This window comes from Streptomyces pilosus, from assembly GCF_014649835.1.
GTDB lineage: Bacteria > Actinomycetota > Actinomycetes > Streptomycetales > Streptomycetaceae > Streptomyces > Streptomyces pilosus.
Window position 1 is genome coordinate 763,509 of sequence record NZ_BMTU01000001.1, and the last position, 25,402, is coordinate 788,910.

Here is a 25,402-nt window from a genome sequence, read left to right on the forward strand (position 1 = left end):
GGCTCAGCCCTCCTGCCCGGCGGCGTCCCGGGCCTGGGCCAGGGTGTCGAGCTCCTGGAGCACCGGCAGGGCGAGGGCAAAGGCGGTGGCGGGCCGTTCGTCGAGGAGACCGCGGGCGTGGTCCAGGCGGCTCTCGATGCTCCGCATGGCCCGTCCGCGGCTCCCGTCGGCGGTGGTGGACGCCTCCAGCTGCTCCTTGCCGAACAGGTGGGTGGCCTCGCTGAGCAGGTCCCGGGCGAGCTCGGCGAGTTCCGGGCTGCGGATGGGCTGCTGCTCGTACAGGTTGCGGGCGGCGACCAGGCACTCGGTGACGCGCTCGGTGACGCTCCAGGACAGGCGGCGGGTGATGCCGTGCGCGTCCGGGTAGACCGCCCGTACGTTGTCCCAGAGGCCGGCGCCGGGGCCCTCCTCGATCCTGCGGTTCCACAGGTGCTCGAAGGTCTGCTCGGCGAGGCGCAGCAGCCGGTCCTGGGCGTCGATGTTGCGGGAGAGTTCGGCGAGCTGGACGGTCCGCTTGAGCAGCTGGGCGGAGAAGTCGGTCATCCGCCACTGGAGGAGCGACCCGGAGCGTTCGGACCCGGCGAGCGGCATCAGCACGCCCGGGTCGTGCAGCCGGACGACGGGGTCGTTCCTGGTCATCCTGCTGGTGACGCGGCCCCGGTCGGCCAGGCGTTCCATGATGGCGACGGTGCGGGTGAGGTCGTCGTCGGTGGCCTTCCGGCGGACCAGGTCGTGCACCAGGATGGCCGCGACGGTCAGGGAGAAGTACTCCGATTCCAGGCGCAGTCCGGTGGTCTGCCAGGGGAGGTCCTCGAGGGGCCAGCGGTCGCTGCCGAAGCGGGCGACGGTGGACCAGTACTGCTGGCTCAGCTCCCAGCGCAGCCGGAGCGCCTCGGCGAGCTTCTGCTGGTCGGCGTTGAGCAGGCCCAGGGTGAGGGTGCGCTCCGAGAAGAGGTCCTGGATACCGTCCAGGGCGACCACGGTGAAGTACACGTAGGGCAGCCGGTCGGCGATGCCGTCGGGCTGGCCCGGCACCTGGACGTCCAGGTCGGTGATCCGCGGCGCGTCCTGGACGATGCCCCAGGCCCAGCCGCACTCGAAGAGCTGGCTCTCGTCGCGGATGCTCTCGTCCACCTGGATGCCGCGGCTGAGGCTCTCGATGATGGTGGCCCGCAGGGGGCGGAAGCGGCGGGAGAACTGCTGGAGCACCGCCCGGTCGGAGTGCCGGTTCTGCCCGATGACCTGGATCAGCCGCCGGCCCTGTTCGGACTCGGCGTCGAAGACGTTGACGGTGAAGGAGCGCAGCAGGCTGATCATCGCGGAGGTCAGCCGGCTGTTGGTGGCGTCCCTCAGTTCGCCGAGCGCCCTGCGCACTTCGGGGCGGGTGGTGCTGCTCTCGTAGACCTTCAGGAACCCGAGGGTGGCGAGACAGAGCGTGACGGACATGGAGTAGGAGTCGACGACGCCCAGCTTGCCCTGTTCGTAGCTGAGTTCCTCGTTGGCGTCGGCCGGTTTGAAGTACGGTCCGCCGGCGAAGGTGGGACTGTCGTCGGGCCCGGTGTAGGTGCGCATGAACTGGGTCAGCGCGGTGATCAGGTTCGGCGGGATCTCCAGCCGGCTGCCGACCTGCTCCAGCGCGCGCAGCACGTCCCGCTCGGTGGTGTCCGGCTGGTCCAGGCGGAACGCCGGGATCTCGGTGGCCGGATACAGCAGACACAGCAGCCGCTCCGCGTCCGCGACACTGCTCAGCCCGTCGGTGTCCCCCCAGACGAGCTTGCCGTCCTCGAACGAATGACGGGCCGCGGCCCGCCACAACTCCAGCAAGTGCTGCCGTGGCTTGATCTGCATCCCCTACCCCGCCTCACACAGATCCGGGTTGCCCCCGTGTGCAGTCATGGTCCCCGTTCCTACGTCGTGGCAATCTCCGAGCTGCGCCGCCCCAGGGCGAGGATCATTCCCTCGTGTCCCGGCCGCACCACATGGTGCAGATCGTGGATCTCCAGGCCGTCGGCGTAGCCCTCGAGGCTCTCCCGGACCCGGCGCTCGTCGACCCGGCAGGCCGGGTAGTGGTGTTCGCCGATCCGGTAGCCGACGGACTCCTTCATGAAGGCGGCGGCGAACGGGGCGCCCTCGTTCAGCGCGCCCATGAAGCAGGCCACCCCCCGGCGGAACTCTTCGGGGCACTCCGAGATCGAGTCGGCCACGAAGAACATCGTCCCGATGTCCCAGCGGCGCCGGCCGTCGAGGTCGAGGAGGTTCGCCCGCTCCACGCGCACGATGTCCCCGAACCGGCTCCTCGGCTCGACCCGTTCGTAGGCGGGGTGGTCGCGGAGCACGTCCCAGAAGGGGTCCCACACCGTGTCGTACCCGGCCGGGGACGCCTGCTTCTCCAGGTACTCGACATTGGGGCGGGCGTACTCGAGCAGAAGGAGCTTCTCGCACCAGGGCAGCATGGACAGCGCCGGGTAGAGGTTCGCTCCTGCGCCCACGTCGACACCCCGTACCGCGGCCGGGACCCCGCCCGCGAAGCAGCCGCTGAAGTGGTCGCGCATCAGCCGCACGATCAGCAGGTCGACCTCGAGCGGGGTGCGGTAGTTCAGGTCGACATAGGCCTCTGGATCGAACTTCGACCACGGGGCGTCGGCGTTTCGGTCCATCATCACCCTGCCGCGTTCCATTCAAAGTCGGACAAGACCGTGTGCCCTGTCTGCGCGTCCCGGTGGACGTCGGCAGGCGAAACAGCATCTCCGGTTCTCGCACGGTAGGCCGCTGTGGCACGCGGAGACAGCCAGGAACACGCCAGTCCTCAGTGAACGGGCGCACACCAGGCGCACGTCAGCAGATCTCTGCACACCCGAACTCGCCCTTGCACGCGGTGAATTGGACGCTCACTCTAGCCAGTGGACATCACCGGCCGCCACCGGAAGCCTTCAATCACCCCGGTGTGAACGGTCGGTGCGTCGTGTTGACGTCCGCACGTCCCGACTGGGGGTTGCATGACCGCCGAACCGCTGGAGCGCACGCTGGACCACGACGGGCACCTCGGGGAACCCGCCGGGTTCCAGGGGTCCCGCAGTCCGTCCCTACGGGCGGCCCGGGAGTCCGACCTGCCCGAACTGCGCCGGCTCGACGAGGAGGTCTTCCAGGAGGTCGCCTATCCGGCCTTCCTGCTGCGCCAGCTCTACGACATGTACGCGGAGCACCTGCTGGTCCTCGACGAGGGCGAGGGGCGGCTGCGCGGATACGTGCTGGCCGCCACCACGGCACTCAACCGGGACAGCTGGATCCTCGGCCTGTGCGTGACCATGAGCCGCCGCCGGCACGGTCTGGGCCGGGAGCTGATGACGGAGGTCCTGGCCCGGCTGCGCCAGGACGGGATCGAGCAGGTCCGGCTGACCGTGGAGCCCGCCAACCACCCGGCGATCCTGCTCTACCGCTCTCTGGGATTCCGCCCGGAGCCGCCCGACGACGGCATCCGGCCCGACTACTTCGGCCCCGGTCAGGACCGCCAGATCATGCACCTGCGGCTGTCCCCGGACCACTGAGCGACCACCGACCCCGGCAGCGTGGACCCCGTGCGCCGGGGGCGTCTCAGGACGGCGTCCGGGCCGCCGCCAGGAGGCGGGTGACGTCCGTCGAGCAGATGGTGAGGGCCGCGCCGACCGTGGCGAGGGCGTCGCGTTCGGCGGGGGTGTAGGGGCCGTCGGCGAGGGCGATGCGGGCGCCCTGGAGGAGGATGGACTCGCGGCCGGGGGCGGCGAGGTGGGGGGCGAGGGGGTCGAGTGCCTCGTGCAGTTCGATGGCGAGGCCCGCCGCGCAGGGCTCGCCGGTGAAGCGGCCGGTGTCCGCCTCCAGCGCCTCGACCAGCGCGGCCAGCTGCTCCTCCGTGCAGTCGTCGAAGCCGGCCGCGCGCACACCGGCGGCGGCCGTCTCCAGGGAGGCGCGGGAGCAGACGCCGCCGGCGGCGAGGACCGCGAGGGCGACCGTGTGGACGGCGTCGCGGAGCATCGCGGCGAAGCGGGTGGTGGTGGGATGGTCCAGCACGTCGGTGCCGAAGTGACGCCCGCAGGCGGCGCATTCGACGGTCGGGGCGGACTCGCCGCGCGGCAGCACCGGCACGCCGAGCAGAGTGAAACGGCGGCGCCCGGTGAGCCGCTGGTAGTTGCGGTCACCGCCGCAGCCGGGGCAGAAGAACTCCCCGTCGCCGACGGCGGTCCACGCCGTGCGGGTGCCCAGCAGGCGCGACAGTCCGGCAGCAGCCGTATGACCGTGGGGTCCCCGTTCTGGCAGCACGTCGCACCTCCGTCAACGCCACGGCAGCATCGCCGCGCTTGCGTGATGTTAGCCACATCCGTGAGCCGGAGTCAGTACCCCGGGTGAGACCTTTCCGTGACCTCCACGGCCTTTGGCCGGTAAACGACGGGGCTCCGCCCGCCGTGAACGGCGGGCGGAGCCCCTCAAACCGCACGAAACGGCTGCTCAGCGCGCCGCGCGGTTGACGGCCGAGACGACCGCCTTCAGCGAGGCCCGCGTGGTGTTCGCGTCGATTCCGATCCCCCACAGGACCTTGTCGCCGATCGCGCACTCGATGTACGAGGCGGCCTGCGCGGAGGCGCCCTCGCTCATGGTGTGCTCCTGGTAGTCCAGCAGGCGTACGTCGACCCCCACGGCGCCCAGCGCGTCGAAGAACGCCGAGATCGGCCCGTTGCCGGAGCCGGTCAGGGTGGTCCGCTCGCCGTCGACGGTGGCCTCGACGGTCAGGGTGTCCACGCCGTCGCGGTCGGTGGTGGACTGGCCGTTGGCGACCTGGATGCGGCCCCAGGGGTTGTCCGGGTTGGGCAGGTACTCGTCCTGGAAGACGTCCCAGATGGCGGTCGGGGTGATCTCGCCGCCCTCGGCGTCCGTCTTCGCCTGGATGATCTTCGAGAACTCGATCTGCATCCGGCGCGGCAGGTCCAGCTTGTGGTCGTTCTTCAGGACGTAGGCGATACCGCCCTTGCCGGACTGGGAGTTGACGCGGATGACGGCCTCGTAGGAGCGGCCGACGTCCTTGGGGTCGATCGGCAGGTACGGGACCGCCCACTCGATGTCGTCGACGGTGACGCCCCTGGCCTTCGCGTCCGCCTCCATCGCGTCGAAGCCCTTCTTGATGGCGTCCTGGTGGGAGCCGGAGAAGGACGTGTAGACCAGGTCGCCCACGTACGGGTGGCGCGGGTGGACCTCCATCTGGTTGCAGTACTCCCACGTGCGACGGATCTCGTCGATGTCGGAGAAGTCGATCTGCGGGTCGACGCCCTGGGAGAACAGGTTCATGCCCAGGGTGACCAGGTCGACGTTGCCGGTGCGCTCGCCCTGGCCGAAGAGGCAGCCCTCGACCCGGTCGGCGCCGGCCATCAGGGCCAGCTCGGCGGCGGCGACGGCCGTGCCGCGGTCGTTGTGCGGGTGGACCGACAGGCAGACGTGCTCGCGGCGGGAGAGGTGGCGGCCCATCCACTCGAAGCGGTCGGCGTGCGTGGAGGGCGTGGAGCGCTCGACGGTGGCGGGCAGGTTGAGGATGATCTCGCGGCCGGGACCGGGCCGGTAGGTGTCCATCACCGCCTCGCAGACCTCCAGGGCGAAGTCCAGCTCGGTGTCGGTGAAGATCTCGGGGCTGTACTGGTAGCCGAACTCGGTCTCGTCGCCCAGCAGCTTCTCGGCGTACTCCATCACCAGGCGGGTGCCGTCGACGGCGATCTGCTTGATGTCGTCCTTCGAGCCGCGGAAGACCACGCGCCGGAAGACGGGCGCGGTGGCGTTGTACAGGTGGACGGTGGCGCGCCTGGCGCCCTTCAGGGACTCCACCGTGCGCTCGATCAGGTCCTCGCGGGCCTGGGTCAGTACGGAGATGGTGACGTCGTCCGGGATGGCGTCCGGGTCCTCGATGATGGAGCGCACGAAGTCGAAGTCGGTCTGGCCGGAGGCGGGGAAGCCCACCTCGATCTCCTTGTAGCCCATCTTCACCAGCAGGTCGAACATGGCGCGCTTGCGGGCGGGCGACATGGGGTCGATCAGGGCCTGGTTGCCGTCGCGCAGGTCGGTGGAGAGCCAGCGGGGAGCGGTGGTGATCCGCGCTTGCGGCCAGGTGCGGTCGGCGAGGTCGACCTGCTCGTAGCGGCCGTACTTCTGGATCGGCATGGAACTGGGCTGCTGGCGGTTTGCCATGATGCGTGGGCTCCTCGGAGGTCCGCGGGGGTGTCCTGGTGGACGGCCGACGGCGCAGCGCCAAACTCCGCGGGGAGGGGGTCGGCCTCTACTGCAGGCCCTCACCGCGGCAGCTAAGGAGAAGCAGCCCGAAACGCATGATGCTCCGCAGCTTAACCGAGTCGCTCACCGTGCGAGGTCTCGTATCAGTATGCGGGACCGCGGGGACGAAGGGGACAAAGAGTGCCGCATACCACTTTCCGCGTCCACGGGAGGCGGGGTGCCGGGGGTTTTCATCCATCATGGTCGCGGGGGGTGACAGGGCGGTGACGCAGTGCGATGGTTCCGGACATGACCAGGAACGGGGGCTTCGAGCCCGTCTTCTGCACGATCATCCCGCCGCACGTCCTCGACCGGCTCGCGCAGGCCGACGACCCGGCGCTCTCCGGGCCCGCGCGCCGCACCATCCAGCGTGACGCCTACGAGCGCACCCGGCGTCATCTGACCAGCGTGGTGGGCGCCCCGGCCGTCGCCCTGCTCGCCGACGCCGAGCCCGGAAAGCCGTACCGCACCGTGTACGACGCCCGGCACGGTACCGACCTCCCGGGGACGAAGGTGCGCGGCGAGGGCGACGCGCCCGGCAAGGACGCCACCGTCAACCGCGCCTACGCCGGTCTGGGCGCCACGTTCGAGCTGCTGCTGAAGGCCTACGGGCGTGACTCCATCGACGGCGACGGGCTGCCGCTGGACGCGACCGTGCACTACGACGAGGACTACAACAACGCCTTCTGGAACGGCGAGCAGATGGTGTTCGGCGACGGGGACGGGGAGATCTTCCTCGACTTCACCAACGCCATCGACGTCATCGGCCACGAACTCGCCCACGGCGTCACGCAGTACACCGCGAACCTGACGTACTACGGGCAGCCGGGCGCGCTCAACGAGTCGGTGTCGGACGTCATCGGCGCGCTCATCAAGCAGTACACGCTCGGCCAGACCGCCGACCAGGCCGACTGGCTGATCGGCGCCGGGCTGCTCGCCCCGCGGGTCACGGGCAAGGCGCTGCGTTCCATGAAGGAGCCGGGCTCGGCGTACGACGACGACGTGCTCGGCAAGGACCCGCAGCCGGCGACGATGGACGACTACGTCCGCACCGGACGGGACAACGGCGGCGTGCACATCAACTCCGGCATCCCGAACCACGCCTTCTACCTGGCGGCCACCACCCTCGGCGGGCACGCCTGGGAGCGGGCCGGGCAGGTCTGGTACGACGTGCTGACCGGCGGCGACCTCACGCAGGACGCGAAGTTCACGGACTTCGCCACGCTGACGGTGAAGGCGGCGCGCGCCCGGTACGGCGACGGCGACGAACTGCAGGCCGTGACCAAGGCCTGGGAGCGGGTGGGGGTGCGGACGCTGTAGTTCCGTACTAGACACGGACCCATGCGCATTCAGGTGAGACGCACGGGCGGATTCGCGGGCATCGAGCGACAGGCCGAGGTGGACACCTCGGGGCGGGCCGACGCCCACGAGTGGCACGCCCTGGCCGAGCGTGTCCTGGCCGGCGGCCGGGGCACGCCGCCGACGGGGGTGCCGGACGGCTTCGCCTACCGGATCACGGTGGACGGCAGGTCGGTGTACTGCGCGGATCCCCGGCTGTCGGACGAGCAGCGCGCGCTGATCCGCAGAGTGCTCAAGGAGGGCGCGTAACCGTCTTCCGGCGCAGGGGCGTTGACGTGGCCGACCGGCTGTGCGGATGATCCGGGCCATGGCGACGACGAAGGCGATGCCCCGCTTCCCGGACGGTTTCCTGTGGGGTGTGTCGACCTCGGCACACCAGATCGAGGGGGCGGTGGACGAGCGGGAGCCGTCCGTGTGGGACGTGTTCTCGGCGGAGCCGGGGCGGGTGCGGGACGGTTCGACGGCGGCGGTGGCCTGCGACCACGTCCACCGGCACGCGGAGGACGTGGCGCTGCTGGCCGGCCTGGGCGTGGACGCGTACCGCTTCTCCGTCTCCTGGCCGAGGGTGCTGGCCAAGGGAGGTCTGGACTTCTACGACCGGCTGGTCGACGACCTGTGCGCGGCGGGCGTGCGGCCGGTGCCGACGCTGTTCCACTGGGACCTGCCGGTCGGTCTCGACTGGCTGGAGCGGGACACGGCCGATCGGTTCGCGGAGTACGTGACGGAGGTCGCCGGGCGGCTGGGCGACCGGGTGCGCACGTGGATCACGCTCAACGAGCCCGCCGAGCACACCCTGCTGGGGCACGCGCTGGGCGTGCACGCGCCGGGCAGGAACCTGCTGTTCGACGCGCTGCCGGTGGCCCATCACCAGTTGCTGGCGCACGGGCTGGCGGTGGGGGCCCTGCGGGCGGCGGGGTCCGGCGACATCGGGATCGCCAACTCGCACGCGCCGACCTGGCCGGCCTCCGAGGACGAGGCGGACGTGACGGCGGCCGGCTTCTACGACGCCCTGCTGAACCGGATGTTCGCCGACCCGCTGCTGCTCGGCCGCTACCCGGAGGGCATCGGCGAGCTGATGCCGGGCGACGTCGAGGCGGACCTGGAGGTCATCGCGGCGCCGCTGGACTGGTACGGGATCAACTACTACGCGCCGACGCGGGTGGGCGCTCCGCAGGGCACGGAGATCGATTTCGGCGGGGTGCGGATGCCGGCCGAACTGCCCTTCTCCGTGCGGGAGATCGAAGGGCGTCCGGTGACGGACTTCGGCTGGCCGGTGGTCCCGGAGGCGCTGACGGAGGTCCTCACCACCTTCCGTGCCCGCTACGGCGACCGGCTGCCCCCGGTGGTCGTCACGGAGAACGGCTGCGCCTACGAGGGTCTGGACGACCGGGACCGCATCGCCTACCTCGACGGCCACCTGCGCGCCCTGCACCGGGCGCTGGAGGCGGGCGTGGACGTACGCGGCTACTTCGTGTGGTCCCTGCTGGACAACTTCGAGTGGGCGGAGGGCTACGCCCGCCGCTTCGGGCTGGTCCACGTCGACTTCGGCACGCTGGAGCGGACCCCGAAGGCGTCGTACGGCTGGTTCAGGGACGTGCTGCGCGCGCAGCGCGGCGGCTGATCAGAAACCCAGGCGGCGCAGCTGCTTCGGGTCGCGCTGCCAGTCCTTGGCCACCTTCACGTGGAGGTCCAGGAACACCGGGGTTCCGAGCAGCGCCTCGATCTGCTGGCGGGACTTGATGCCGACGTCCTTCAGGCGCTTGCCCTTGGGGCCGATGACGATGCCCTTCTGGCTGGGGCGCTCGATGAAGAGGTTGGCGTGGATGTCCAGGAGGGGCTTGTCGGCGGGGCGGTCCTCGCGCGGGAGCATCTCCTCGACGACCACGGCGATGGAGTGCGGCAGTTCGTCGCGGACGCCTTCCAGGGCCGCCTCGCGGATCAGCTCCGCGACCATGACCTGCTCGGGCTCGTCGGTGAGGTCGCCCTCGGGGTAGAGGGCGGGGCCCTCCGGCATGAGCGGGATCAGGAGGTCGGCGAGCAGGTCGACCTGCCGGCCGGCGGTAGCCGACACCGGGACGATCTCGGCCCAGGTGATGCCCAGTTCCCGGCCGAGCTGGTCGACGGCGATCAGCTGTTCGGCCAGGGCCTTGCCGTCCACCAGGTCGGTCTTGGTGACGATGGCGACCTTCGGGGTCTTCTTGATCCCGGCGAGTTCCTTGGCGATGAAGCGGTCACCGGGGCCGATCTTCTGGTCCGCCGGGAGGCAGAAGCCGATCACGTCGACCTCGGCCCACGTGGTGCGCACCACGTCGTTCAGCCGCTCGCCGAGGAGGGTGCGCGGTTTGTGCAGGCCGGGGGTGTCCACCAGGATCAGCTGCGCGTCCGGGCGGTGCACGATGCCGCGCACGGTGTGCCGGGTGGTCTGCGGCCGGTTGGAGGTGATCGCCACCTTCTGCCCGACCAGAGCGTTCGTGAGGGTGGACTTGCCCGCGTTGGGGCGGCCCACGAAGCAGGCGAAACCGGCCCTGTGGACGGCCTCGGCCGGCTGCTCGGATGACTGGGTACGAACGCTCATGCCGCCCATTCTCCCTGATGCCGGGAGCCGCGCCGCACCACCGTCCGCAACGGGGCCGGACCGGGCGCCCGTGGGTGCCCGGTCCGGCCCCCGGTGGGCTCAGTCGAAGACGAACGGGCCCGGCGCCTGGGGTCCGGTCGCCGCGCAGGTGATGGTGATGAAGCCGAACGCGGTCACCTTCAGGGTGCCGCCGAACGCCTCCAGGCTGTCGCCGGAGGCCACGGTGCCGGTGAGCGGGCCGACCTCGAGGGCGTCGCCGGCCGCCATGGCCGGGTTCCTGGTGCCCTTGAGGACGGTGGTGCCGCCGCCGGCCTTCACCATCGTCAGCTGCGAGACGAGGGAGTCCTTGGCGAGGGCGACGGGCGCCGTGACCGCGGAGGTGGTGAGGGTGACGGTGGCGGACGTGCCGTTCTGGGTCGCTGTCAGGGTGGCCGCGCCGCCGCCCCAGGTCCCGCAGTCGGCGTTGACGGTCGCCGCCCCGGGGGCGACGGCCGCCGCGGCGGGGGCGAAGGCGAGTCCGCAGACCGCGAGAGCGCCTGCCGCCAGGGACAGACCCGTTCCGAATCGCTTGCCTCTCATGGGATTCCGGCTCCCTTTCCGTGTGGGGGGAGTTCCGTGTGGGGGGAACTCCGTCGGGGGAACTGTTCGCGGAACTGATCGGCAGATGGGGTCCGGACCCGCTGCGTGACGCCGGCCGCCCGCGACATCTCGCCGGGACCGGCGTTTCCATTGATGCGCGGGGGGAGAGGGCGCGACAAGGTGGATATCCGGCCTATCGACCGGTGGTGACACATGCGGAGCGGGCCGGTGCGTCAGCCCGCGGTGAGCGTCTCCCGCACCGTTCCGTCCGGGCCGGCCAGCAGCACCGCGGTGCCGGGCCCGCCGAGGTCCCGTACGGCCGCCCGGTCCTCGGCCGGCACCGTCTCCGCCGCCGTCACCACGGCCGCCGCCTCCAGGGAGGTCGCGCCGGACGCCACGGCCATCGCCACCGCCGTCCGCAGGGCGCTCAGCTTCAGGGAGTCCAGGGCCACGGTCCCGGCGGCGTAGGTCCGCCCGGTCTCGTCGCGTACGGCGGCCCCCTCGGGCACCCCGTTGCGGGCCCGCACGGAGCGGGCCAGGGTGACGATCTTGCGGTCCTCGGGGTCGAGGGCGGTGGTGTCGGTCATGATCCGAGCATAAGGGGGGCTCAGGGACGGTCGAGGCGGAGGCGCTCGGCCCGCGGGAGACCGGCCACGACCAGGTCGTACGAGTCCTCCACCAGTTCCCGGACCAGGCGGTCCGGGAGGGCTCCGTCGACCGTCACCGTGTTCCAGTGGCGCTTGTTCATGTGGTAGCCGGGGGCGATCAGGTCCGGGTGCTCGGCGCGGAGCCGGACCGCGTCCTCCGGGTCGCACTTGAGGTTGACCGTGAGGGGCCGCGCGTCCAGCGCCGTGAGGGCGAACAGCTTGCCGCACACCTTGAACACCGAGGTTTCGGGGTTGAAGGGGAAGTCCTCCACGGCGGCGCCGAAGGACAGACACAGGGCACGCAGCTCTCCCGGCGTCACTCCGGCCCGTCCTCCTCCCCGCCCGGCGGGTCCGCGGGCCCCACCGGCTCCACCAGCACCGTCACGATCTTGTTCCGGCGGCCGGCCGACGCCTCCGCGGTCAGCCGCAGCCGGCGCTCGTCGGGCAGCTCGACCACGGACGACGCGCCCGCGATCGGCACCCGGCCGAGATGCTTGGCGAGCAGGCCGCCGACGGTCTCCACGTCCTCGTCGTCGTACTCCTCCAGCCCGTACAGCTCGCCGAGGTCGGTGATGTCGAGGCGGGCGGTGACCCGGTGACGGTCCTCGCCCAGCTCCTCCACCGGCGGGATCTCCCGGTCGTACTCGTCGGTGATCTCGCCGACGATCTCCTCCAGGATGTCCTCGATGGTGACGATGCCCGCGGTGCCGCCGTACTCGTCGACGGCGACGGCCACGTGGTTGCGCTGCTTCTGCATCTCGCGCAGCAGGTCACCGGCGTTCTTCGTGTCGGGTACGAAGAACGCCGGGCGCATCGCGGTGGACACCAGTTCGCTCTCGGCGTCCCGGCTGATGTGCGTCTTGCGCGCGAGGTCCTTGAGGTAGACGATCCCGACGATGTCGTCCTCGTTCTCGCCGGTCACCGGGATGCGGGAGAACCCGGAGCGCAGGGCGAGGGTGAGGGCCTGGCGGATGGTCTTGTACCGCTCGATGACCACCAGGTCGGTGCGCGGCACCATCACCTCGCGCACGAGCGTGTCGCCGAGCTCGAAGACGGAGTGCACCATGCGGCGCTCCTCGTCCTCGATCAGCGACTCCTTCTCCGCGAGGTCCACCATCGCGCGCAGCTCCGCCTCGGAGGCGAAGGGGCCTCGCCGGAAGCCCTTGCCGGGGGTGAGCGCGTTGCCGATGAGGATGAGGAGCGACGGGATCGGGCCCATGATCCTGGCGAGCGGCACCAGGACGTACGCGGCGGCCGTGGCGGTGTTCAGCGGGTGCTGGCGGCCGATGGTGCGCGGGGACACGCCGACGGCGACGTAGGAGACGAGGACCATGACCGCGATGGCGATCAGCAGCGCCTCGGCCGTCCCGTCGAACTCGCGCAGGCAGCCGTAGGTGATCAGGGAGGCGGCGGCCATCTCGCAGACGACGCGGACCAGCAGCGCCACGTTGAGGTAGCGGGTGGGGTCGGCGGCGATGCGGGCGAGCTGGGCGCTGCCCCGGCGGCCGGACCGTACGGCTTCCTCGGCGCGGAAGCTGGAGACGCGCGCGATGCCGGCCTCCGCGGAGGCGGCCAGCCAGGCGATGACGACGAGGCCGATCGCGCCGAGGACGAGTGTCGGACTCATGAGACGGTCGGGGCGGGGGACGGGCCGGTCAGGCCCTTCTCCGCGCGCCAGCCGTCCACGATGGCGGCCTGGAGACCGAACATCTCGGCCTTCTCGTCCGCCTCCTCGTGGTCGTACCCCAGCAGGTGCAGCACACCGTGGACGGTGAGCAGTTGCAGCTCCTCGTCCATGGTGTGCCGCGTCGGGGCGTCCTGGCCCTGCCGGGCGGCGACCTCGGGGCAGAGCACGATGTCGCCGAGCAGCCCCTGCGGGGGCTCGTCGTCGTCCTTGGACGGCGGCCGCAGCTCGTCCATCGGGAACGACATGACGTCCGTCGGCCCGGGCAGGTCCATCCACTGGATGTGGAGCTGCTCCATGGCGTCGGCGTCCACGACGATCACCGAGAGCTCGGAGAGCGGGTGGATGCGCATGCGCGCGAGCGCGTAGCGGGCGATGTCGAGGATCGCCTGCTCGTCGACCTCGGTGCCGGACTCGTTGTTGACGTCGATCGACATCTGGTGCTCGGTCTACTTCCCCTTGTGCCCGGACCTGCCGCGGCCGCCCTCGTGGGTGCCGTTCTGGGTGCCGTGCGTGCTGTCGTACTGCTCGTACGCGTCGACGATACGGCCCACCAGCTTGTGCCGGACGACGTCCTGGGACGACAGCCGGGAGAAGTGGACGTCGTCCAGGCCCTCCAGGATGTCCTGCACCTGCCGGAGTCCGGACTTGGTGCCGTCCGGCAGGTCGACCTGCGTCACGTCACCCGTGATCACGATCTTCGAGTCGAAGCCGAGGCGGGTGAGGAACATCTTCATCTGCTCGGGGCTGGTGTTCTGGGCCTCGTCCAGGATGATGAAGGCGTCGTTCAGCGTGCGGCCGCGCATGTAGGCCAGCGGCGCCACCTCGATGGTCCCGGCCGCCATCAGCCGGGGGATCGAGTCGGGGTCGAGCATGTCGTGCAGCGCGTCGTAGAGCGGGCGCAGGTACGGGTCGATCTTCTCGTAGAGCGTGCCCGGGAGGAATCCGAGCCGCTCCCCCGCCTCGACCGCCGGCCGGGTCAGGATGATGCGGTTGACCTGCTTGGACTGCAGGGCCTGCACCGCCTTGGCCATGGCCAGGTACGTCTTGCCGGTGCCGGCGGGGCCGATCCCGAAGACGATCGTGTGCTTGTCGATCGCGTCCACGTAGCGCTTCTGGTTGAGCGTCTTGGGTCGGATCGTACGGCCGCGCGAGGACAGGATGTTCTGCGTGAGCACCTGGGCCGGGGTCTCCTGGCCGTCGCTCTCCCCGTTCTCGCTCGCCTTGAGCATGGCGATCGAGCGTTCCACTGCGTCCTCCGTCATCGGCTGCCCGGTGCGGAGCACCAGCATCATCTCGTCGAACACGCGCGCGATGAGGGCGACCTCCGTCGCGTCGCCGACCGCGCTGATCTCATTGCCCCGGACATGTATGTCGGCCCCCGGGAAGGCCTTCTCGATCACACGCAGGAGGGAGTCGCCGGACCCCAGCACGGTCACCATGGGGTGCTGGGCGGGAACGGTGAACTGCACTTTCGCCTGTCCCTGCGCGGGGGTGCGATCTGTCGGTGTCTGAGTCATGGGCCGGCTCTGAAGGCCTGCGGATCCTCCTCGTCACGGCCGCGCACCGGAGGGCGGCCTCGCGATTCCCAGGGTACGACGGAGGACTGACAAGCCCGTAGGGCTTTTCGTACCGGCTCGCCTCCGCGTCGCGGGCGGGGCGGTGGGCTGCCGGCCGTCAGGCCGACCGGCGGAAGCCGATCGTCGGCACCGCACGCCGCAGCGGCCAGGGCCGCACGAGTTCCTCCGACACCAGGCCGGCCAGGAAGGCGTAGCGCCGCAGCGCCGAGGGGTCCTGTCCCTCGACCGACTGCACCCTGCGCCACCACGCGCCGATCTCCGCCCATCCCGGCGCCGACAGCGATCCTCCGAACTCCTGCACGGACAGCGCCGCCGTGAGTCCGGCGAAGGCGAGCCGGTCGGCCAGCGGCCACCCCGCCAGGCTCCCGGTGACGAAGCCGGCCACGAACACGTCGCCGGCGCCCGTCGGGTCGAGCGCCTCCACCTCGATCGCGGGCACCGAGGCCGTCTCCCCCGTGCGCCGGTCGACCGCGTAGGCGCCCTCCGCGCCCAGGGTGACCACCGCGACCGGTACGTGCTCGGTGAGGGCGTGCGCGGCCGCGCGCGGGCAGTCGGTGCCGGTGTACCGCATGGCCTCGTCCGCGTTGGGCAGGAACGCCTCGCAGTGCCGCAGGTCGGGCAGCCGGGCGAGGTCCCAGGCCCCGCTGTCGTCCCAGCCGACGTCGCCGAAGATCCTCGCCCCCTTGCGGGCGGCCTGCGCGATCCAGGGCGCGACGCGACCGGGGGTGAGGGAGGCGACGGCGGCCCGCGCGCGCGGCGGGCAGTCGGGTGCCGGTTCCTCCGGGGGCGGTTCGTGGCCGTGGGAGACCATGGTGCGCTCGCCCTCGTACGCCATGGAGACGGTGACCGGCGAGTGCCAGCCGGGCACGGTGCGCGACGGGGAGAGGTCGATGCCTTCGCCCTGCTCCAGGGTGTCCCAGCAGTACTCGCCGTAGTGGTCGCTGCCGAAGGCGGCCGCGAGGGAGGTGCGCAGGCCGAGCCGGGCCAGGGCGGTGGCCATGTTGGCGACGCCACCGGGGCTCGACCCCATCCCGCGCGCCCAGGACTCGGTCCCGCGCACGGGGGCGGAGTCGAGGCCGGTGAAGACGATGTCGAGGAAGACCGTGCCGGTGAGGTACACGTCCCAGGGCGGGTCGTGCGGGGTGCGCAGGGCGGCGAGGGGATCGAGCGGGGACGGGCGGTCGGGTCCCTCGTCGCGTGCCTTCCCGGTGGACGCCATCACGGTGCGCTCCCTGACATGGTGCGGATCAGGCCAGTGTGCACCACACCACCGACAAGGTGACGGCCGTCACCCCGGGCGCGCCCCCGGGCGGATCAGCGGATCACCAGCGCGGCACCGGAGGGGTGACCCACTCCGGGTCGGTGATCCGCATCGCCGCCGCGTCGTCGCGGTCCCGCAGCGAGCCGTCGTCGTCGAGCCACCGCCGGTGGAGGAAGGCGAGCCGCTCCCGGTCGAGCTCCACGCCCAGGCCGGGCGCGTCGGAGACCCGCACGGTGCCGCCGTCGAAGCCGAGCCGTTCGGTGAGGACGTCCTCCGACTGCCAGGGGTAGTGGGAGTCGCAGGCGTGGTGCAGGTCCGGCACGGTGGCCGCCACGTGGGTCATCGCGGCGAGGCTGATCCCCAGGTGTGTGTTGGAGTGCATGGAGACGCCGACCCCGAAGGCGCGGCAGATCGCGGCGAGCTGCCGGGTGTGGCGCAGTCCCCCCCAGTAGTGGTGGTCGGAGAGGACCACCTGCACGGCGTTCCGGGTGAAGGCCTCCCTGATCTCGGCGAACGTCGTCACGCACATGTTGGTGGCGAGCGGCACCCCGGTGCGGGCGGCGACCTCGGCCATGCCGGGGGTGCCGAGGGTGGGGTCCTCCAGGTACTCCAGGAGTCCCCCGAGTTCCCCGGCGACCCGTACCGAGGTCTCCACGGACCAGGCGCCGTTGGGGTCGAGGCGCAGGGGGTGGCCGGGGAAGGCGGCGGCGAGGGCGCGGACGGCCGCGATCTCCTCGTCGGGCGGGAAGACGCCGCCCTTGAGCTTGAAGGACGTGAAGCCGTACCGCTCCTTGAACCGGCGGGCCTGCTCGACGACTCCGGCCGGGTCGAGGGCGGCGCCCCAGTCGTCCTTCTCCGCCGGCACGCCGTCCGGGTGGGCGGCGTACTTGTAGAAGAGGTACGCGCTGAACTCCACGGTGTCGCGCAGCTTGCCGCCGAGCAGGGCGTGCACGGGCAGGCCGAGGCTCTTGCCGAGGGCGTCGAGGCAGGCGACCTCGAAGGCGGAGAGCACGGACAGGCGCAGCTTGTCGGCGCTGCGCGCCCCGCGCAGTCCGCCCGTGTCGACCCGGCCGGAGAGACGGGAGGCGTCGACGGCGACCTGGCCGGCCTCGGCGAAGAGCCGGTTCAGGTCGCCGGCGCGGCGGCCCCGCAGCCGGTCCGCGAGCGGCCCGGCCAGCTCCAGGTACCTGGTGTCGCCGTAGGTCTCGCCGAGTCCGGTGGTCCCGTCGGCGGTCACCACCTCCACGATCAGCCGGGGGGTGTACGGCTGGTGCACGCCCTGGGTGTTGAGCAGGGGCGGGTCGGCGACGAGGACCGGTGTCAGGCGGACGTCCGTGATGGTCGGATCGCGGTGCACGGGGGCGGCTCCTCCGTTGTCGGGTCCGGGGCTCCGGCGTGCTCCCCGCCCAGCGGGCATTCACATACCGGAATGGAGGTTAGATACGCGAATCGGGGACGTCAATGGGCCGTCCGCCTCCAGGAGCCGGGGGGCACCCTGCGGCGCGGGTGTCGCACACTGGTGCGGGCGCCGTCACGGGCGGGACGGCGGGCGCCGTCACGGGCGCCGACCCGTGCGGGACCGGACGCGTGCCCCCGGGCCCCGCCGAGGGGTCGGCCGGGCCGCGATCGCCGCAGGTGGCGGGGTATGTCACCGGCGAGAGCGGTCGCTGCTACCCGACCTTCCGGAGTACCAAACCCTTAAGTGACGTAGATCACATCTGGCGCCCTCCCGTTGCCCTCCCCCGGCTTGATACAAATTGCCCGCGCGCTCCTGTCGATCGACGGTCGTCGCCCCCCTCTTCCCCGCTTTACGCACCGTCCCTTTCGCACGCCCTGGGAACGCCCGTGTTCGCCCCTCGCACCACTCCCTGGCCCCTCGTCGCCCTCTTCACGGCCGGGTACCTCGCCCCCTATCTGCTGCCGACCACCGTCGGCCGGCTGGAACGCGGGCTCGACCTCTCCGCCACCCAGGCCGGGGCCGTCGGCAGCGCGCTGCTGCTGAGCTCCGCCTCCGCCGGTTTCCTGCTGGCCTCCCGCGTGGAACGCGTGGGGGCGCGGGCCCTGGCCCGGCTGGGTCTCGTCCTCGCCGTCGTCGGTTACGGCGCGGCCGCCCTCACCGACGCGGTACCGGCCGTCGTCGCCGGTGCGGTGATCGGCGGCTTCGGCTCCGGCACGGCCACCACGGTCGCCGCCACCCGGATCGCCGCCGAACGGGATCCGCACCGGGCCTCCACGCTCGGCCTGCTCAGCGTCTCCGCGCTCGCGGGCCTGGTGTACCTGACGGTGCCCCGCCTGCCGGGCCACGGACTCACCCTCGCCGCGATCGCCCTCACCGCGGTGGCCGTGTGGCCGCTGACCGCCCGGCTGCCCGCCGGCACCCCCGGCCCCCGGCCCACCGCGACCGACCCGGTCGCCGCCCGCCTGCCGCACCGGCGTTCGGGCATGGTCCTGGCCGGCGCCATGCTGCTGTGGTCGATGGCGCAGAACGCCCTGTGGGGTGTGAGCGGACGCATCGGGGTCAGCCAGGCGCACCTGTCGGAGCCCACGGTGGGCGTCGTCTTCGCGGTGGCGCTCGGCGCCGGCCTGCTGGGCGTCCTCGGCGCGGGCGCGCTCGGCTCGCGGCTCGGCCGCGCGCTGCCCATCGGCGGCGGGACCGTCGTCATCGCGGGCTGCATCGCGCTCAGCGCCTCGGCGACCGGGCTGGCCGGCTTCGCCGCGGGCGAGATCGCCTGGAACACGATCTACCCGGTGGTGCTGTCGTACCTGATCGGGCTGGCCGCGTCGCTGGACCCGCGCGGGCGGTGGGCCGTCCTGGTCGGCTCGGCGTCCGCCCTCGGCACGGCGGCGGGCCCGCTGACCGGCAGCGTGCTGTCCGCGCAGGCCGGCTTCCCGGTGATGGGGGCGGTGCTGGCGATCGGTCTGCTGCTGGTCGCGCTGCCGATGACGGCGGTCGCCCTGCACACCGGCGGACGTCCGCTGCTGCCGGGCGCGGTCCGCCGCCGCGGCGGGCACCCCGCGGCCCTGGTCGCCGCCGCGACCGGCACCCCCTCCCCCGCCGTGCCGGAGGTCGGCGCCCCGGAACAGCCGGTGGTGGAGATTCCCCTGGACGGCACCCCCGCCCCGGCGCAGCGCGCCTACGACACGGCGGCGGCCACCCGGGGACCGGGCACCGTCTGACGCGCCCCCGGTGCCCGGGCGCCCGGACGCCGGGGCGTCAGCCGAAGTCGTACGCCTCCACCTCGGCGAGGTAGCGCGCCCGCAGCTCCTCGTCGTCCTCCAGGAAGGAGGCGAGGAAGGAGTTGCGGGCCAGCTCGCGCAGGCGCTCCGGGGACAGTCCCAGCGTCTCGCGCACCGCGTCGAAGGTGTCGCCCGCGTAGCCGCCGAAGTACGCCGGGTCGTCGGAGTTGACCGTGCACATCAATCCGGCGTCGAGCATCGCGGGCAGCGGGTGGTCGGCGAGGGTGTCGACCGTGCGCAGCCGGACGTTGGACAGCGGGCACAGCGTCAGCGGGACCCGCTCGCGCACCAGCCGCTCCACCAGCGCCGGGTCCTCCACGCACCGCAGTCCGTGGTCGACCCGCTCCACACCGAGGACGTCCAGCGCCTCGGTGATGTACTCCGGCGGGCCTTCCTCACCGGCGTGCGCCACCCGCCGCAGCCCCAGCGCGGCGGCGGCCTCGTACACCGCGCGGAACTTCACCGGCGGGTGCCCGACCTCGGCCGAGTCGAGCCCGACACCGGTGATCCGGTCCAGGTACGGCTTCGCGGCCTCCAGCGTGGCCAGGGCCGACTCCGCGGACTCGTCCCGCAGGAAGCACATGATCAGCCGGGTGGAGACGCCGTGCGTCTCCCGGCTCCTGCCCAGCGCCCGCCACAGCCCCTCGACCACCGTCTCCATGCCGACGCCCCGCGCGAGGTGCGCCTGCGGGTCGAAGAAGATCTCCGCGTGCCGCACGCCCTGCGCGGCGGCGCGGGCGAGGTAGGCGTCGGCGAGGTCCTCGAAGTCCCGCTCGGTGCGCAGCACCGCCATCAGCTCGTAGTACAGGTTCAGGAAGGACTGGAGGTCCTGGAAGCGGTACGCCTCGCGGAGCGCTCCGGTGTCGGCGTAAGGAAGCTCCACGCCGTTGCGCGCGGCGAGGGCGAAGGCGAGCTCGGGCTCCAGCGTGCCTTCGATATGAAGGTGAAGTTCGGCTTTCGGTACGGGCATCAAACAATCGTACGGCCGTGTCACCGACGCTTCGGAAGCGCCACCCGGTCAAGATCGCGTGCCACCGTCAGCTCGCCCTCGTACCCGGCCGCCCGCGCCTGCCGCCCGAACTCCTCCGGGTCGGTGTAGCGCTGGCTGAAGTGGGTGAGGACCAGGTGCCGGACACCCGCCTCCCGCGCCACCCGGGCCGCCTGCCCGGCGGTCAGGTGGCCGAACTCGACGGCGAGCGCCTCGTCCTCGTCGAGGAACGTCGACTCGATGACGAGCATGTCGCAGCCCTCGGCGAGGGCGTACACCCCGTCGCAGAGCCGGGTGTCCATGACGAACGCGAACCGCTGTCCGCGCCGCACCTCGCTGACCTCCTCCAGCGTGACGCCGTCCAGCGAGCCCTCGCGCCGGAGGCGTCCGACATCCGGGCCCTCGATGCCGTGCGCGGCCAGCCGGCCGGGCAGCATGCGCCGGCCGTCGGGTTCGACCAGCCGGTACCCGTACGCCTCGACGGGGTGGGAGAGTCTGCGCGCCTCCAGCGTGTACCCGGGGGTGCGGGCGAGGGGGCCGTCGGTGTCGACGGGCGCCTCGGTGAGGGTGACGGTCTCGCGGTAGGCGGTCGCGTACCGCAGGCGCTCGAAGAAGCGCTGCCCGGAGCGCGGGTAGTGGGCGGTCACCTCGTGCGGCACCTTGTCGAGGTTGACCCGCTGGATCACCCCGGCGAGGCCGAGGGAGTGGTCGCCGTGGAAGTGGGTGACGCAGAGGCGGTTGAGGTCGTGGGCGGCGACCCCGGCGCGCAGCATCTGGCGCTGGGTGCCCTCACCGGGGTCGAAGAGGATGCCCTCGCCGTCCCAGCGCAGCAGGTAGCCGTTGTGGTTGCGGTGCCGGGTGGGGACCTGGCTGGCGGTGCCGAGCACCACCAGTTCACGTACGGACAAGGCTGCCTATCCGGGGGGCCAGGCGAGGCCGCGGCCGCCCAGGACGTGGGCGTGGGCGTGCCAGACGGTCTGCCCGGCGCCGCCGCCGGTGTTGAAGACGATGCGGTAGCTCTCCAGCTGCTCCTCGTCCGCGACGGCCTGCGTCTCGCGCAGCACGTCGGCGGCGAGCCCGGGCGCCTCGGCGGCGAGGGCGGCGGCGTCCTTGTGGTGCGCCTTCGGGATCACCAGGACGTGGGTGGGCGCCTGCGGGTTGATGTCGCGGAACGCGACGGTCGTCTCCGTCTCCCGCACGATCGTCGCGGGAATGCTCCCGTCGACGATCTTGCAGAACAGACAGTCGTCCTGGGGCTCCCCAGCCATACGCCCTCCTCGGCCTGACGATCACCTACCCGGGCATGGTATCCGCGCCCGCGCCCCCGTGGTCACTCCTGCCCGCTCCCGCCCCACGGCAACGCGGGCGGGACCTTCGCCGGTGTCGATTCCAGCGCTTCCAGCGCCAGCCGCACCGCCTCGTCCAGCTGCACGTCCCGCCCCGCCGCGTGGTCCTGCGGCCGCTGCACCACCTCCACGTCCGGGTCCACCCCGTGGTTCTCCACCCCCCACCCGTGCCCCTCCAGCCAGAAGGCGTACTTCGGCTGTGTCACCGCCGTCCCGTCGACCAGCCGGTACCGGCTGTCGATGCCGATCACGCCGCCCCACGTGCGCGTACCGACCACCGGTCCGATGCCCAGGGCCCGGATCGCCGCGTTCACGATGTCCCCGTCGGACCCGGAGAACTCGTTGGCGACGGCCACCACCGGCCCCCGGGGCGCGTCCCGGGGATAGCTCTCCGCCCGCATCCCGCGCGGCAGGTCCCAGCCCACGATCCGCCGGGCCAGCTTCTCCACCACCAGCTGCGAGGTGTGCCCGCCGCGGTTCTCCCGCACGTCCACGACCAGCCCCTCGCGCAGCACCTCCACCCGCAGGTCCCGGTGGATCTGCGCCCATCCGGGCGCCTGCATGTCCGGCACGTGGATGTACCCCAGCCGTCCCCGGGACTTCTCGAGCACGTACGCCCGCCGGCCGGCGACCCAGGCGTGGTACCGCAGCGGCTCCTCGTCGGCGAGCGGCACGACGACCGCGTGCCGCGGCTCCCCGCCGCCCGCGGGGAGCACGGTCAGCTCCACGGGCTTCCCCGCCGTCCCCACCAGCAGCGGCGCGGGCCCGGTCACGGGGTCGACGGGCTGCCCGGCGACGGCGAGGATCGCGTCCCCGGCCCGTACGGCGACGCCCGGTGCGGCGAGCGGCGAGCGGGCGTCCGGGTCGGACGTCTCCGCGGGCAGGATGCGGTCCACCCGCCAGCTGCCGTCCTCGTGCCGGGAGAGGTCCGCCCCGAGCAGCCCCTGCCGGGCCCCGCCGCCGTACCCGCCGCGCGGAATGACGTACGCGTGCGAGGTGCCGAGCTCCCCGTGCACCTCCCACAGCAGGTCCACCAGGTCGTCGTGCGTGGCCAGCCGGTCGAGCACCGGCCGGTACCGGTCGAGCACGCCGTCCCAGTCCACGCCGCTCATGTCGGGACGCCAGAAGTTGTCCCGCATGATGCGGCCGTTCTCGTCGAACATCTGCCGCCACTCGACGGCCGGATCGACAAACTGGCGGACCCGCCCGAGGTCGACGGTGATGTTGGTGTCGCTGTCCTCGTCACCGGAGGCGCGCCGGTCGCTGGGGACGACCTTCAGCCGCCCGTCGGTCCACAGCAGCACCCGCTTGCCGTCGCCGCTGACCTCGAAGTGGTCGGCGTCCACGGCCAGGTGCTCGACGCGCTGCTGGGCGAGGTCGTAGCGCTCCAGGTCGGTCTTGGGGTCCGGGTCGTCGGGCGTGGCCCGGGACGCGCCGAGCACGCCCCGCACCGGGTGCCGCAGCCACAGCACCCCGTCCTTGGCGGCGCGCAGGTCGGTGTAGCGGGCGGCCTCGACCGGGAACGGCACGATGCGGTCGGCGAGACCGTCGAGGTCGATCCGGGTGGCGGGGGTGCCCTCGCTGTCGGGCGTCTCGTCCCGGTCGGGTGTCTCGAAGGGCCGGCCGTGCCGCTGCGGGCCGAACGGCGACGGGGTGGTCGCCGCGAGGGTGATCAGGTACGGCCGTACGCCCTCCACGAAGGCCAGGTCGAAGACGTGCTCGTCGTAGACCGGGTCGAAGGAGCGGCTCGACAGGAACGCCAGGTGCTTGCCGTCGAGGGTGAAGGCCGGCGCGTAGTCCTGGAAGCGCAGCGGGGTGGCCTCGGTGACCGACAGGTCGGTGGTGTGGGCGAGGCGGAGCTGGCTGAGCGGGCGCGGGCCGGGGTGGGACCAGGCGAGCCAGCCGGAGTCGGGGGAGAAGACCAGCCCGGAGACGTCGCCGTCCTCGCTGCGGTCGACCTCGCGGACCTCGCCGGTCTCGCGCTCGACGAGGAGCAGGCGCCCGTCGTGCGAGGCGACCGCGGCACGGCTGCCGTCGGGCGCCATGGTCAGCTCCACGACCCGGCCCAGCTGTCCGGCGGCGACGCGGCGCGGGGTGGCACCGGGGGCGGGACCGGTGGCGGGGGCGAACTCCAGGGCGTCGTCGCCCTCGGCGTCGGTCACCCACACCACCCATTCCTCGCCGTCCGCGCGGAACGCGCGCGGGCGCCGTGCCCGTACGCCCGGTGTGGCGGCGAGGGCGCGGGCGGGTCCGGAGCGGTGGGTGACCCAGTGCACGGTGCCGCGCACGCAGACGGCGCTGCCGCGCGCGGTGTGGTCGGGGGAGGCGGAGCCGAACCAGCGGGCGGCGTTCACCGGGAACGGCTGGAGGTCCACGCGCTGTCCGCCGAGCCGCACGTCGAGCCGGCGCGGCTCGGCCCCCTCCAGGTCGTCCAGGATCCACAGCTCACCGGCGCTGGAGTAGACGACCCGGGTGCCGTCGGTGGCGGCGTGCCGGGCGTAGAACCCGTCGAGAGGTGTGTGACGCCTGAGGTCCGAGCCGTCGGCCAGGGAGGAGTACAGGGCGCCGGTGCCCTCGTGGTCAGAGAGGAACGCGACCCTCCCCCACTCCCGGCCGCGCTCGAGCGGGGGGACCCCCGTCCCGGCCCACAGCGGGTACTCGATGTTCCCGTCGAGGTCCTCGTGCAGCCGGACGAACTCGCCGTCGCCCCCCGAGTCGATCCACAGCTTGCCCGCGGTGCCGCCCCGGTAGCGCTTCCACCACGCGGCCTCGCGGCCCATCGGCGCGGACAGCAGCACGGTGTGCGGGCCGTGGGCGACGTCGCCGACGGGCCCGTACGGCAGGGTGTCCGCCGGGCCGCCGTCGAGGGGCACGGCACGGGCCCGACTACGGCGTGAACTGGCCTCGCCGTAGGTGGTGAGCGCGAGGACCCGGCCGTCGGGCGTCCAGCCGCGCACCTGGGTCCTGGAGCTGCCCCAGTGGGTCAGCCGGCGGGCGCGTCCTCCGTCCACGGGCGCGACGTGCACCTCGGGGGCGCCGTCGCGGGTGGAGGTCCAGGCGACGGTGGTGCCGTCGGGCGAGATGCGCGGATGGTTCACCGGCACGTTGTCGGCACTGACCCGCCAGGCCCGGCCGCCGTCCAGCGGGGCGAGCCACACGTCGTCCTCGGCGGTGAAGGCGACCAACTCGCCGTGCGGATGCGGGAACCGGAGATAGGCGGCGGATGCGACCGATGCGGGCTGTGTCACCCGGTCACCCTATGCAGGGCGCGGCGGTCCGGACAGGGGTTCCGATCACTTGCCCTCGACGGGGCGACAGGACGGGTACTGGTCGCACCACACGGTCGTCGTGACGGTCACCGTGACGGTGGGATCCGGTCCGCGGCCGGTCGGTTCGCCCACCCGGGGCGGGCTCTTGTCCTCGCAGTCGCCGAGGCCGTCGACGCGGAACACCTGCTTCCCGCCCACCTTCGCGGTGATGTTCCCGCGCACGCAGGCGCCGTTGACGGCGTGCGTGATCTTGCCGGTGACGCCGATCTCCTTGCCGTCCTGGGTCTCGCCCTCGCAGTCGACGGCGGCGACGGTGTTCTCCTGCGCCGACGGCGCCGAGCCCTTCCGGTCACCGAACGACGCGGTGCAGGTGAGCCAACGGACGTCGGCCTTCCTCCGGTTGAGTTCGTCGGTCACGGCCTCGTCGGTGGTGAACGCGACGGCCGTGGAGCCGAGGCCGCCGCCCTCACAGGCGGTGAGCCCGCCGGCGGCGGCCACGGCGAGGCCCACGGCGAGTGCGATGCGCGGAATCCTGTTCAACGCCCCCATGCACGGCAGCCTGCCACCGTCACGGGTGGGGCGGTAGAGCGCATAC

General features: G+C 72.3%; 23 protein-coding genes. 5 read left to right on the top strand and 18 right to left on the bottom strand.

Going from position 1 to position 25,402, the window contains the following annotated elements; translation table 11 throughout:
* Positions 1-3: 3 nt before the first annotated feature.
* Together IE118_RS03515 and IE118_RS03520 are read right to left on the bottom strand one after the other, a co-directional pair.
* Positions 4-1,848, bottom strand: a complete 1,845-nt coding sequence (locus IE118_RS03515; RefSeq protein WP_189555735.1) for an SCO2524 family protein — start codon at positions 1,846-1,848, stop codon at positions 4-6.
* Positions 1,849-1,907: 59 nt separating this feature from the next.
* Positions 1,908-2,660, bottom strand: a complete 753-nt coding sequence (locus IE118_RS03520; protein ID WP_189556065.1) for an SCO2525 family SAM-dependent methyltransferase — start codon at positions 2,658-2,660, stop codon at positions 1,908-1,910.
* Between the two features lie 336 nt (positions 2,661-2,996).
* On the opposite strand from IE118_RS03520, the gene IE118_RS03525 reads away from it, so the two are divergent.
* The gene (locus IE118_RS03525) at positions 2,997-3,545 is read left to right on the top strand and encodes a GNAT family N-acetyltransferase (protein WP_189555736.1); all 549 of its coding nucleotides are present in this window, start codon (positions 2,997-2,999) and stop codon (positions 3,543-3,545) included.
* Positions 3,546-3,591: 46 nt separating this feature from the next.
* On the opposite strand, the gene IE118_RS03530 is transcribed toward IE118_RS03525, so the two are convergent.
* Together IE118_RS03530 and leuA are read right to left on the bottom strand one after the other, a co-directional pair.
* The gene (locus IE118_RS03530; protein WP_189555737.1) at positions 3,592-4,293 is read right to left on the bottom strand and encodes a TerB family tellurite resistance protein; all 702 of its coding nucleotides are present in this window, start codon (positions 4,291-4,293) and stop codon (positions 3,592-3,594) included.
* 186 nt (positions 4,294-4,479) lie between these two features.
* Positions 4,480-6,201 carry a 2-isopropylmalate synthase gene (gene leuA / locus IE118_RS03535; protein WP_189555738.1) on the bottom strand — a complete coding sequence of 574 codons (1,722 nt, stop codon included), beginning with the start codon at positions 6,199-6,201 and terminating at the stop codon, positions 4,480-4,482.
* 330 nt (positions 6,202-6,531) lie between these two features.
* Here leuA and IE118_RS03540 point away from each other — a divergent pair, with 330 nt between their 5' ends.
* Genes IE118_RS03540 through IE118_RS03550 form a run of 3 tightly spaced genes read left to right on the top strand, consistent with a single transcriptional unit; the run spans position 6,532 to position 9,262 of the window.
* Positions 6,532-7,602, top strand: coding sequence for a M4 family metallopeptidase (locus IE118_RS03540; protein ID WP_189555739.1), 1,071 nt, complete (start codon positions 6,532-6,534; stop codon positions 7,600-7,602).
* 21 nt (positions 7,603-7,623) lie between these two features.
* Positions 7,624-7,890, top strand: a complete 267-nt coding sequence (locus tag IE118_RS03545; protein ID WP_189555740.1) for a protealysin inhibitor emfourin — start codon at positions 7,624-7,626, stop codon at positions 7,888-7,890.
* A 58-nt stretch (positions 7,891-7,948) separates the two neighbouring features.
* The gene (locus tag IE118_RS03550) at positions 7,949-9,262 is read left to right on the top strand and encodes a GH1 family beta-glucosidase (protein WP_189555741.1); all 1,314 of its coding nucleotides are present in this window, start codon (positions 7,949-7,951) and stop codon (positions 9,260-9,262) included.
* On the opposite strand, the gene era is transcribed toward IE118_RS03550, so the two are convergent.
* From era to IE118_RS03595, 9 genes are all read right to left on the bottom strand, one after another.
* On the bottom strand, positions 9,263-10,216 hold the full coding sequence (gene era, locus IE118_RS03555) for a GTPase Era (RefSeq protein ID WP_189555742.1): 954 nt from the start codon (positions 10,214-10,216) through the stop codon (positions 9,263-9,265).
* Between the two features lie 99 nt (positions 10,217-10,315).
* Entirely contained in the window at positions 10,316-10,795 is a 480-nt protein-coding gene (locus IE118_RS03560; protein ID WP_189555743.1) for a hypothetical protein, read from the bottom strand.
* Between the two features lie 233 nt (positions 10,796-11,028).
* On the bottom strand, positions 11,029-11,382 hold the full coding sequence (locus tag IE118_RS03565) for a cytidine deaminase-like protein (RefSeq protein ID WP_189555744.1): 354 nt from the start codon (positions 11,380-11,382) through the stop codon (positions 11,029-11,031).
* Between the two features lie 20 nt (positions 11,383-11,402).
* Entirely contained in the window at positions 11,403-11,762 is a 360-nt protein-coding gene (locus IE118_RS03570; protein WP_189555745.1) for an MmcQ/YjbR family DNA-binding protein, read from the bottom strand.
* A complete protein-coding gene (locus tag IE118_RS03575; RefSeq protein WP_189555746.1) occupies positions 11,759-13,069 on the bottom strand; it encodes a hemolysin family protein in 1,311 nt (436 codons plus the stop codon). The genes IE118_RS03570 and IE118_RS03575 overlap by 4 nt, the downstream gene beginning before the upstream one ends.
* Positions 13,066-13,563, bottom strand: a complete 498-nt coding sequence (gene ybeY / locus IE118_RS03580; protein WP_189555747.1) for an rRNA maturation RNase YbeY — start codon at positions 13,561-13,563, stop codon at positions 13,066-13,068. The genes IE118_RS03575 and ybeY overlap by 4 nt, the downstream gene beginning before the upstream one ends.
* A gap of 12 nt (positions 13,564-13,575) precedes the next feature.
* Positions 13,576-14,646, bottom strand: a complete 1,071-nt coding sequence (locus tag IE118_RS03585; RefSeq protein ID WP_189555748.1) for a PhoH family protein — start codon at positions 14,644-14,646, stop codon at positions 13,576-13,578.
* Positions 14,647-14,803: 157 nt separating this feature from the next.
* Positions 14,804-15,925, bottom strand: coding sequence for a carbohydrate kinase family protein (locus IE118_RS03590; protein WP_229846646.1), 1,122 nt, complete (start codon positions 15,923-15,925; stop codon positions 14,804-14,806).
* A gap of 103 nt (positions 15,926-16,028) precedes the next feature.
* Positions 16,029-17,324 (bottom strand): glucarate dehydratase family protein, encoded by a 1,296-nt coding sequence (locus IE118_RS03595; RefSeq protein WP_189555750.1) that lies wholly within the window; start codon positions 17,322-17,324, stop codon positions 16,029-16,031.
* Positions 17,325-17,812: 488 nt separating this feature from the next.
* On the opposite strand from IE118_RS03595, the gene IE118_RS03600 reads away from it, so the two are divergent.
* Positions 17,813-19,144, top strand: coding sequence for an MFS transporter (locus tag IE118_RS03600; RefSeq protein ID WP_189555751.1), 1,332 nt, complete (start codon positions 17,813-17,815; stop codon positions 19,142-19,144).
* A gap of 37 nt (positions 19,145-19,181) precedes the next feature.
* On the opposite strand, the gene IE118_RS03605 is transcribed toward IE118_RS03600, so the two are convergent.
* The 5 genes from IE118_RS03605 to IE118_RS03625 form a co-directional block, all read right to left on the bottom strand.
* Positions 19,182-20,174 carry an adenosine deaminase gene (locus tag IE118_RS03605; protein ID WP_189555752.1) on the bottom strand — a complete coding sequence of 331 codons (993 nt, stop codon included), beginning with the start codon at positions 20,172-20,174 and terminating at the stop codon, positions 19,182-19,184.
* Positions 20,175-20,194: 20 nt separating this feature from the next.
* A complete protein-coding gene (locus IE118_RS03610) occupies positions 20,195-21,100 on the bottom strand; it encodes a ribonuclease Z (protein WP_189555753.1) in 906 nt (301 codons plus the stop codon).
* A gap of 6 nt (positions 21,101-21,106) precedes the next feature.
* The gene (locus IE118_RS03615) at positions 21,107-21,460 is read right to left on the bottom strand and encodes a histidine triad nucleotide-binding protein (RefSeq protein ID WP_189555754.1); all 354 of its coding nucleotides are present in this window, start codon (positions 21,458-21,460) and stop codon (positions 21,107-21,109) included.
* A 62-nt stretch (positions 21,461-21,522) separates the two neighbouring features.
* On the bottom strand, positions 21,523-24,786 hold the full coding sequence (locus tag IE118_RS03620) for a S41 family peptidase (RefSeq protein ID WP_189555755.1): 3,264 nt from the start codon (positions 24,784-24,786) through the stop codon (positions 21,523-21,525).
* A gap of 45 nt (positions 24,787-24,831) precedes the next feature.
* Positions 24,832-25,356 (bottom strand): hypothetical protein, encoded by a 525-nt coding sequence (locus IE118_RS03625; RefSeq protein WP_189555756.1) that lies wholly within the window; start codon positions 25,354-25,356, stop codon positions 24,832-24,834.
* Between the last annotated feature and the right edge of the window lie 46 nt (positions 25,357-25,402).

Bases quoted from the DNA above. Each gene is read 5' to 3' on its own strand.
- IE118_RS03515 (WP_189555735.1), bottom strand. From the start codon at position 1,848: ATGCAGATCAAGCCACGGCAGCACTTGCTGGAGTTGTGGCGGGCCGCG.
- IE118_RS03520 (WP_189556065.1), bottom strand. From the start codon at position 2,660: ATGATGGACCGAAACGCCGACGCCCCGTGGTCGAAGTTCGATCCAGAG.
- IE118_RS03525 (WP_189555736.1), top strand. From the start codon at position 2,997: ATGACCGCCGAACCGCTGGAGCGCACGCTGGACCACGACGGGCACCTC.
- leuA (WP_189555738.1), bottom strand. From the start codon at position 6,201: ATGGCAAACCGCCAGCAGCCCAGTTCCATGCCGATCCAGAAGTACGGC.
- IE118_RS03540 (WP_189555739.1), top strand. From the start codon at position 6,532: ATGACCAGGAACGGGGGCTTCGAGCCCGTCTTCTGCACGATCATCCCG.
- IE118_RS03545 (WP_189555740.1), top strand. From the start codon at position 7,624: ATGCGCATTCAGGTGAGACGCACGGGCGGATTCGCGGGCATCGAGCGA.
- IE118_RS03550 (WP_189555741.1), top strand. From the start codon at position 7,949: ATGGCGACGACGAAGGCGATGCCCCGCTTCCCGGACGGTTTCCTGTGG.
- era (WP_189555742.1), bottom strand. From the start codon at position 10,216: ATGAGCGTTCGTACCCAGTCATCCGAGCAGCCGGCCGAGGCCGTCCAC.
- IE118_RS03560 (WP_189555743.1), bottom strand. From the start codon at position 10,795: ATGAGAGGCAAGCGATTCGGAACGGGTCTGTCCCTGGCGGCAGGCGCT.
- IE118_RS03565 (WP_189555744.1), bottom strand. From the start codon at position 11,382: ATGACCGACACCACCGCCCTCGACCCCGAGGACCGCAAGATCGTCACC.
- IE118_RS03575 (WP_189555746.1), bottom strand. From the start codon at position 13,069: ATGAGTCCGACACTCGTCCTCGGCGCGATCGGCCTCGTCGTCATCGCC.
- ybeY (WP_189555747.1), bottom strand. From the start codon at position 13,563: ATGTCGATCGACGTCAACAACGAGTCCGGCACCGAGGTCGACGAGCAG.
- IE118_RS03585 (WP_189555748.1), bottom strand. From the start codon at position 14,646: ATGACTCAGACACCGACAGATCGCACCCCCGCGCAGGGACAGGCGAAA.
- IE118_RS03590 (WP_229846646.1), bottom strand. From the start codon at position 15,925: ATGGCGTCCACCGGGAAGGCACGCGACGAGGGACCCGACCGCCCGTCC.
- IE118_RS03605 (WP_189555752.1), bottom strand. From the start codon at position 20,174: ATGCCCGTACCGAAAGCCGAACTTCACCTTCATATCGAAGGCACGCTG.
- IE118_RS03615 (WP_189555754.1), bottom strand. From the start codon at position 21,460: ATGGCTGGGGAGCCCCAGGACGACTGTCTGTTCTGCAAGATCGTCGAC.
- IE118_RS03625 (WP_189555756.1), bottom strand. From the start codon at position 25,356: ATGGGGGCGTTGAACAGGATTCCGCGCATCGCACTCGCCGTGGGCCTC.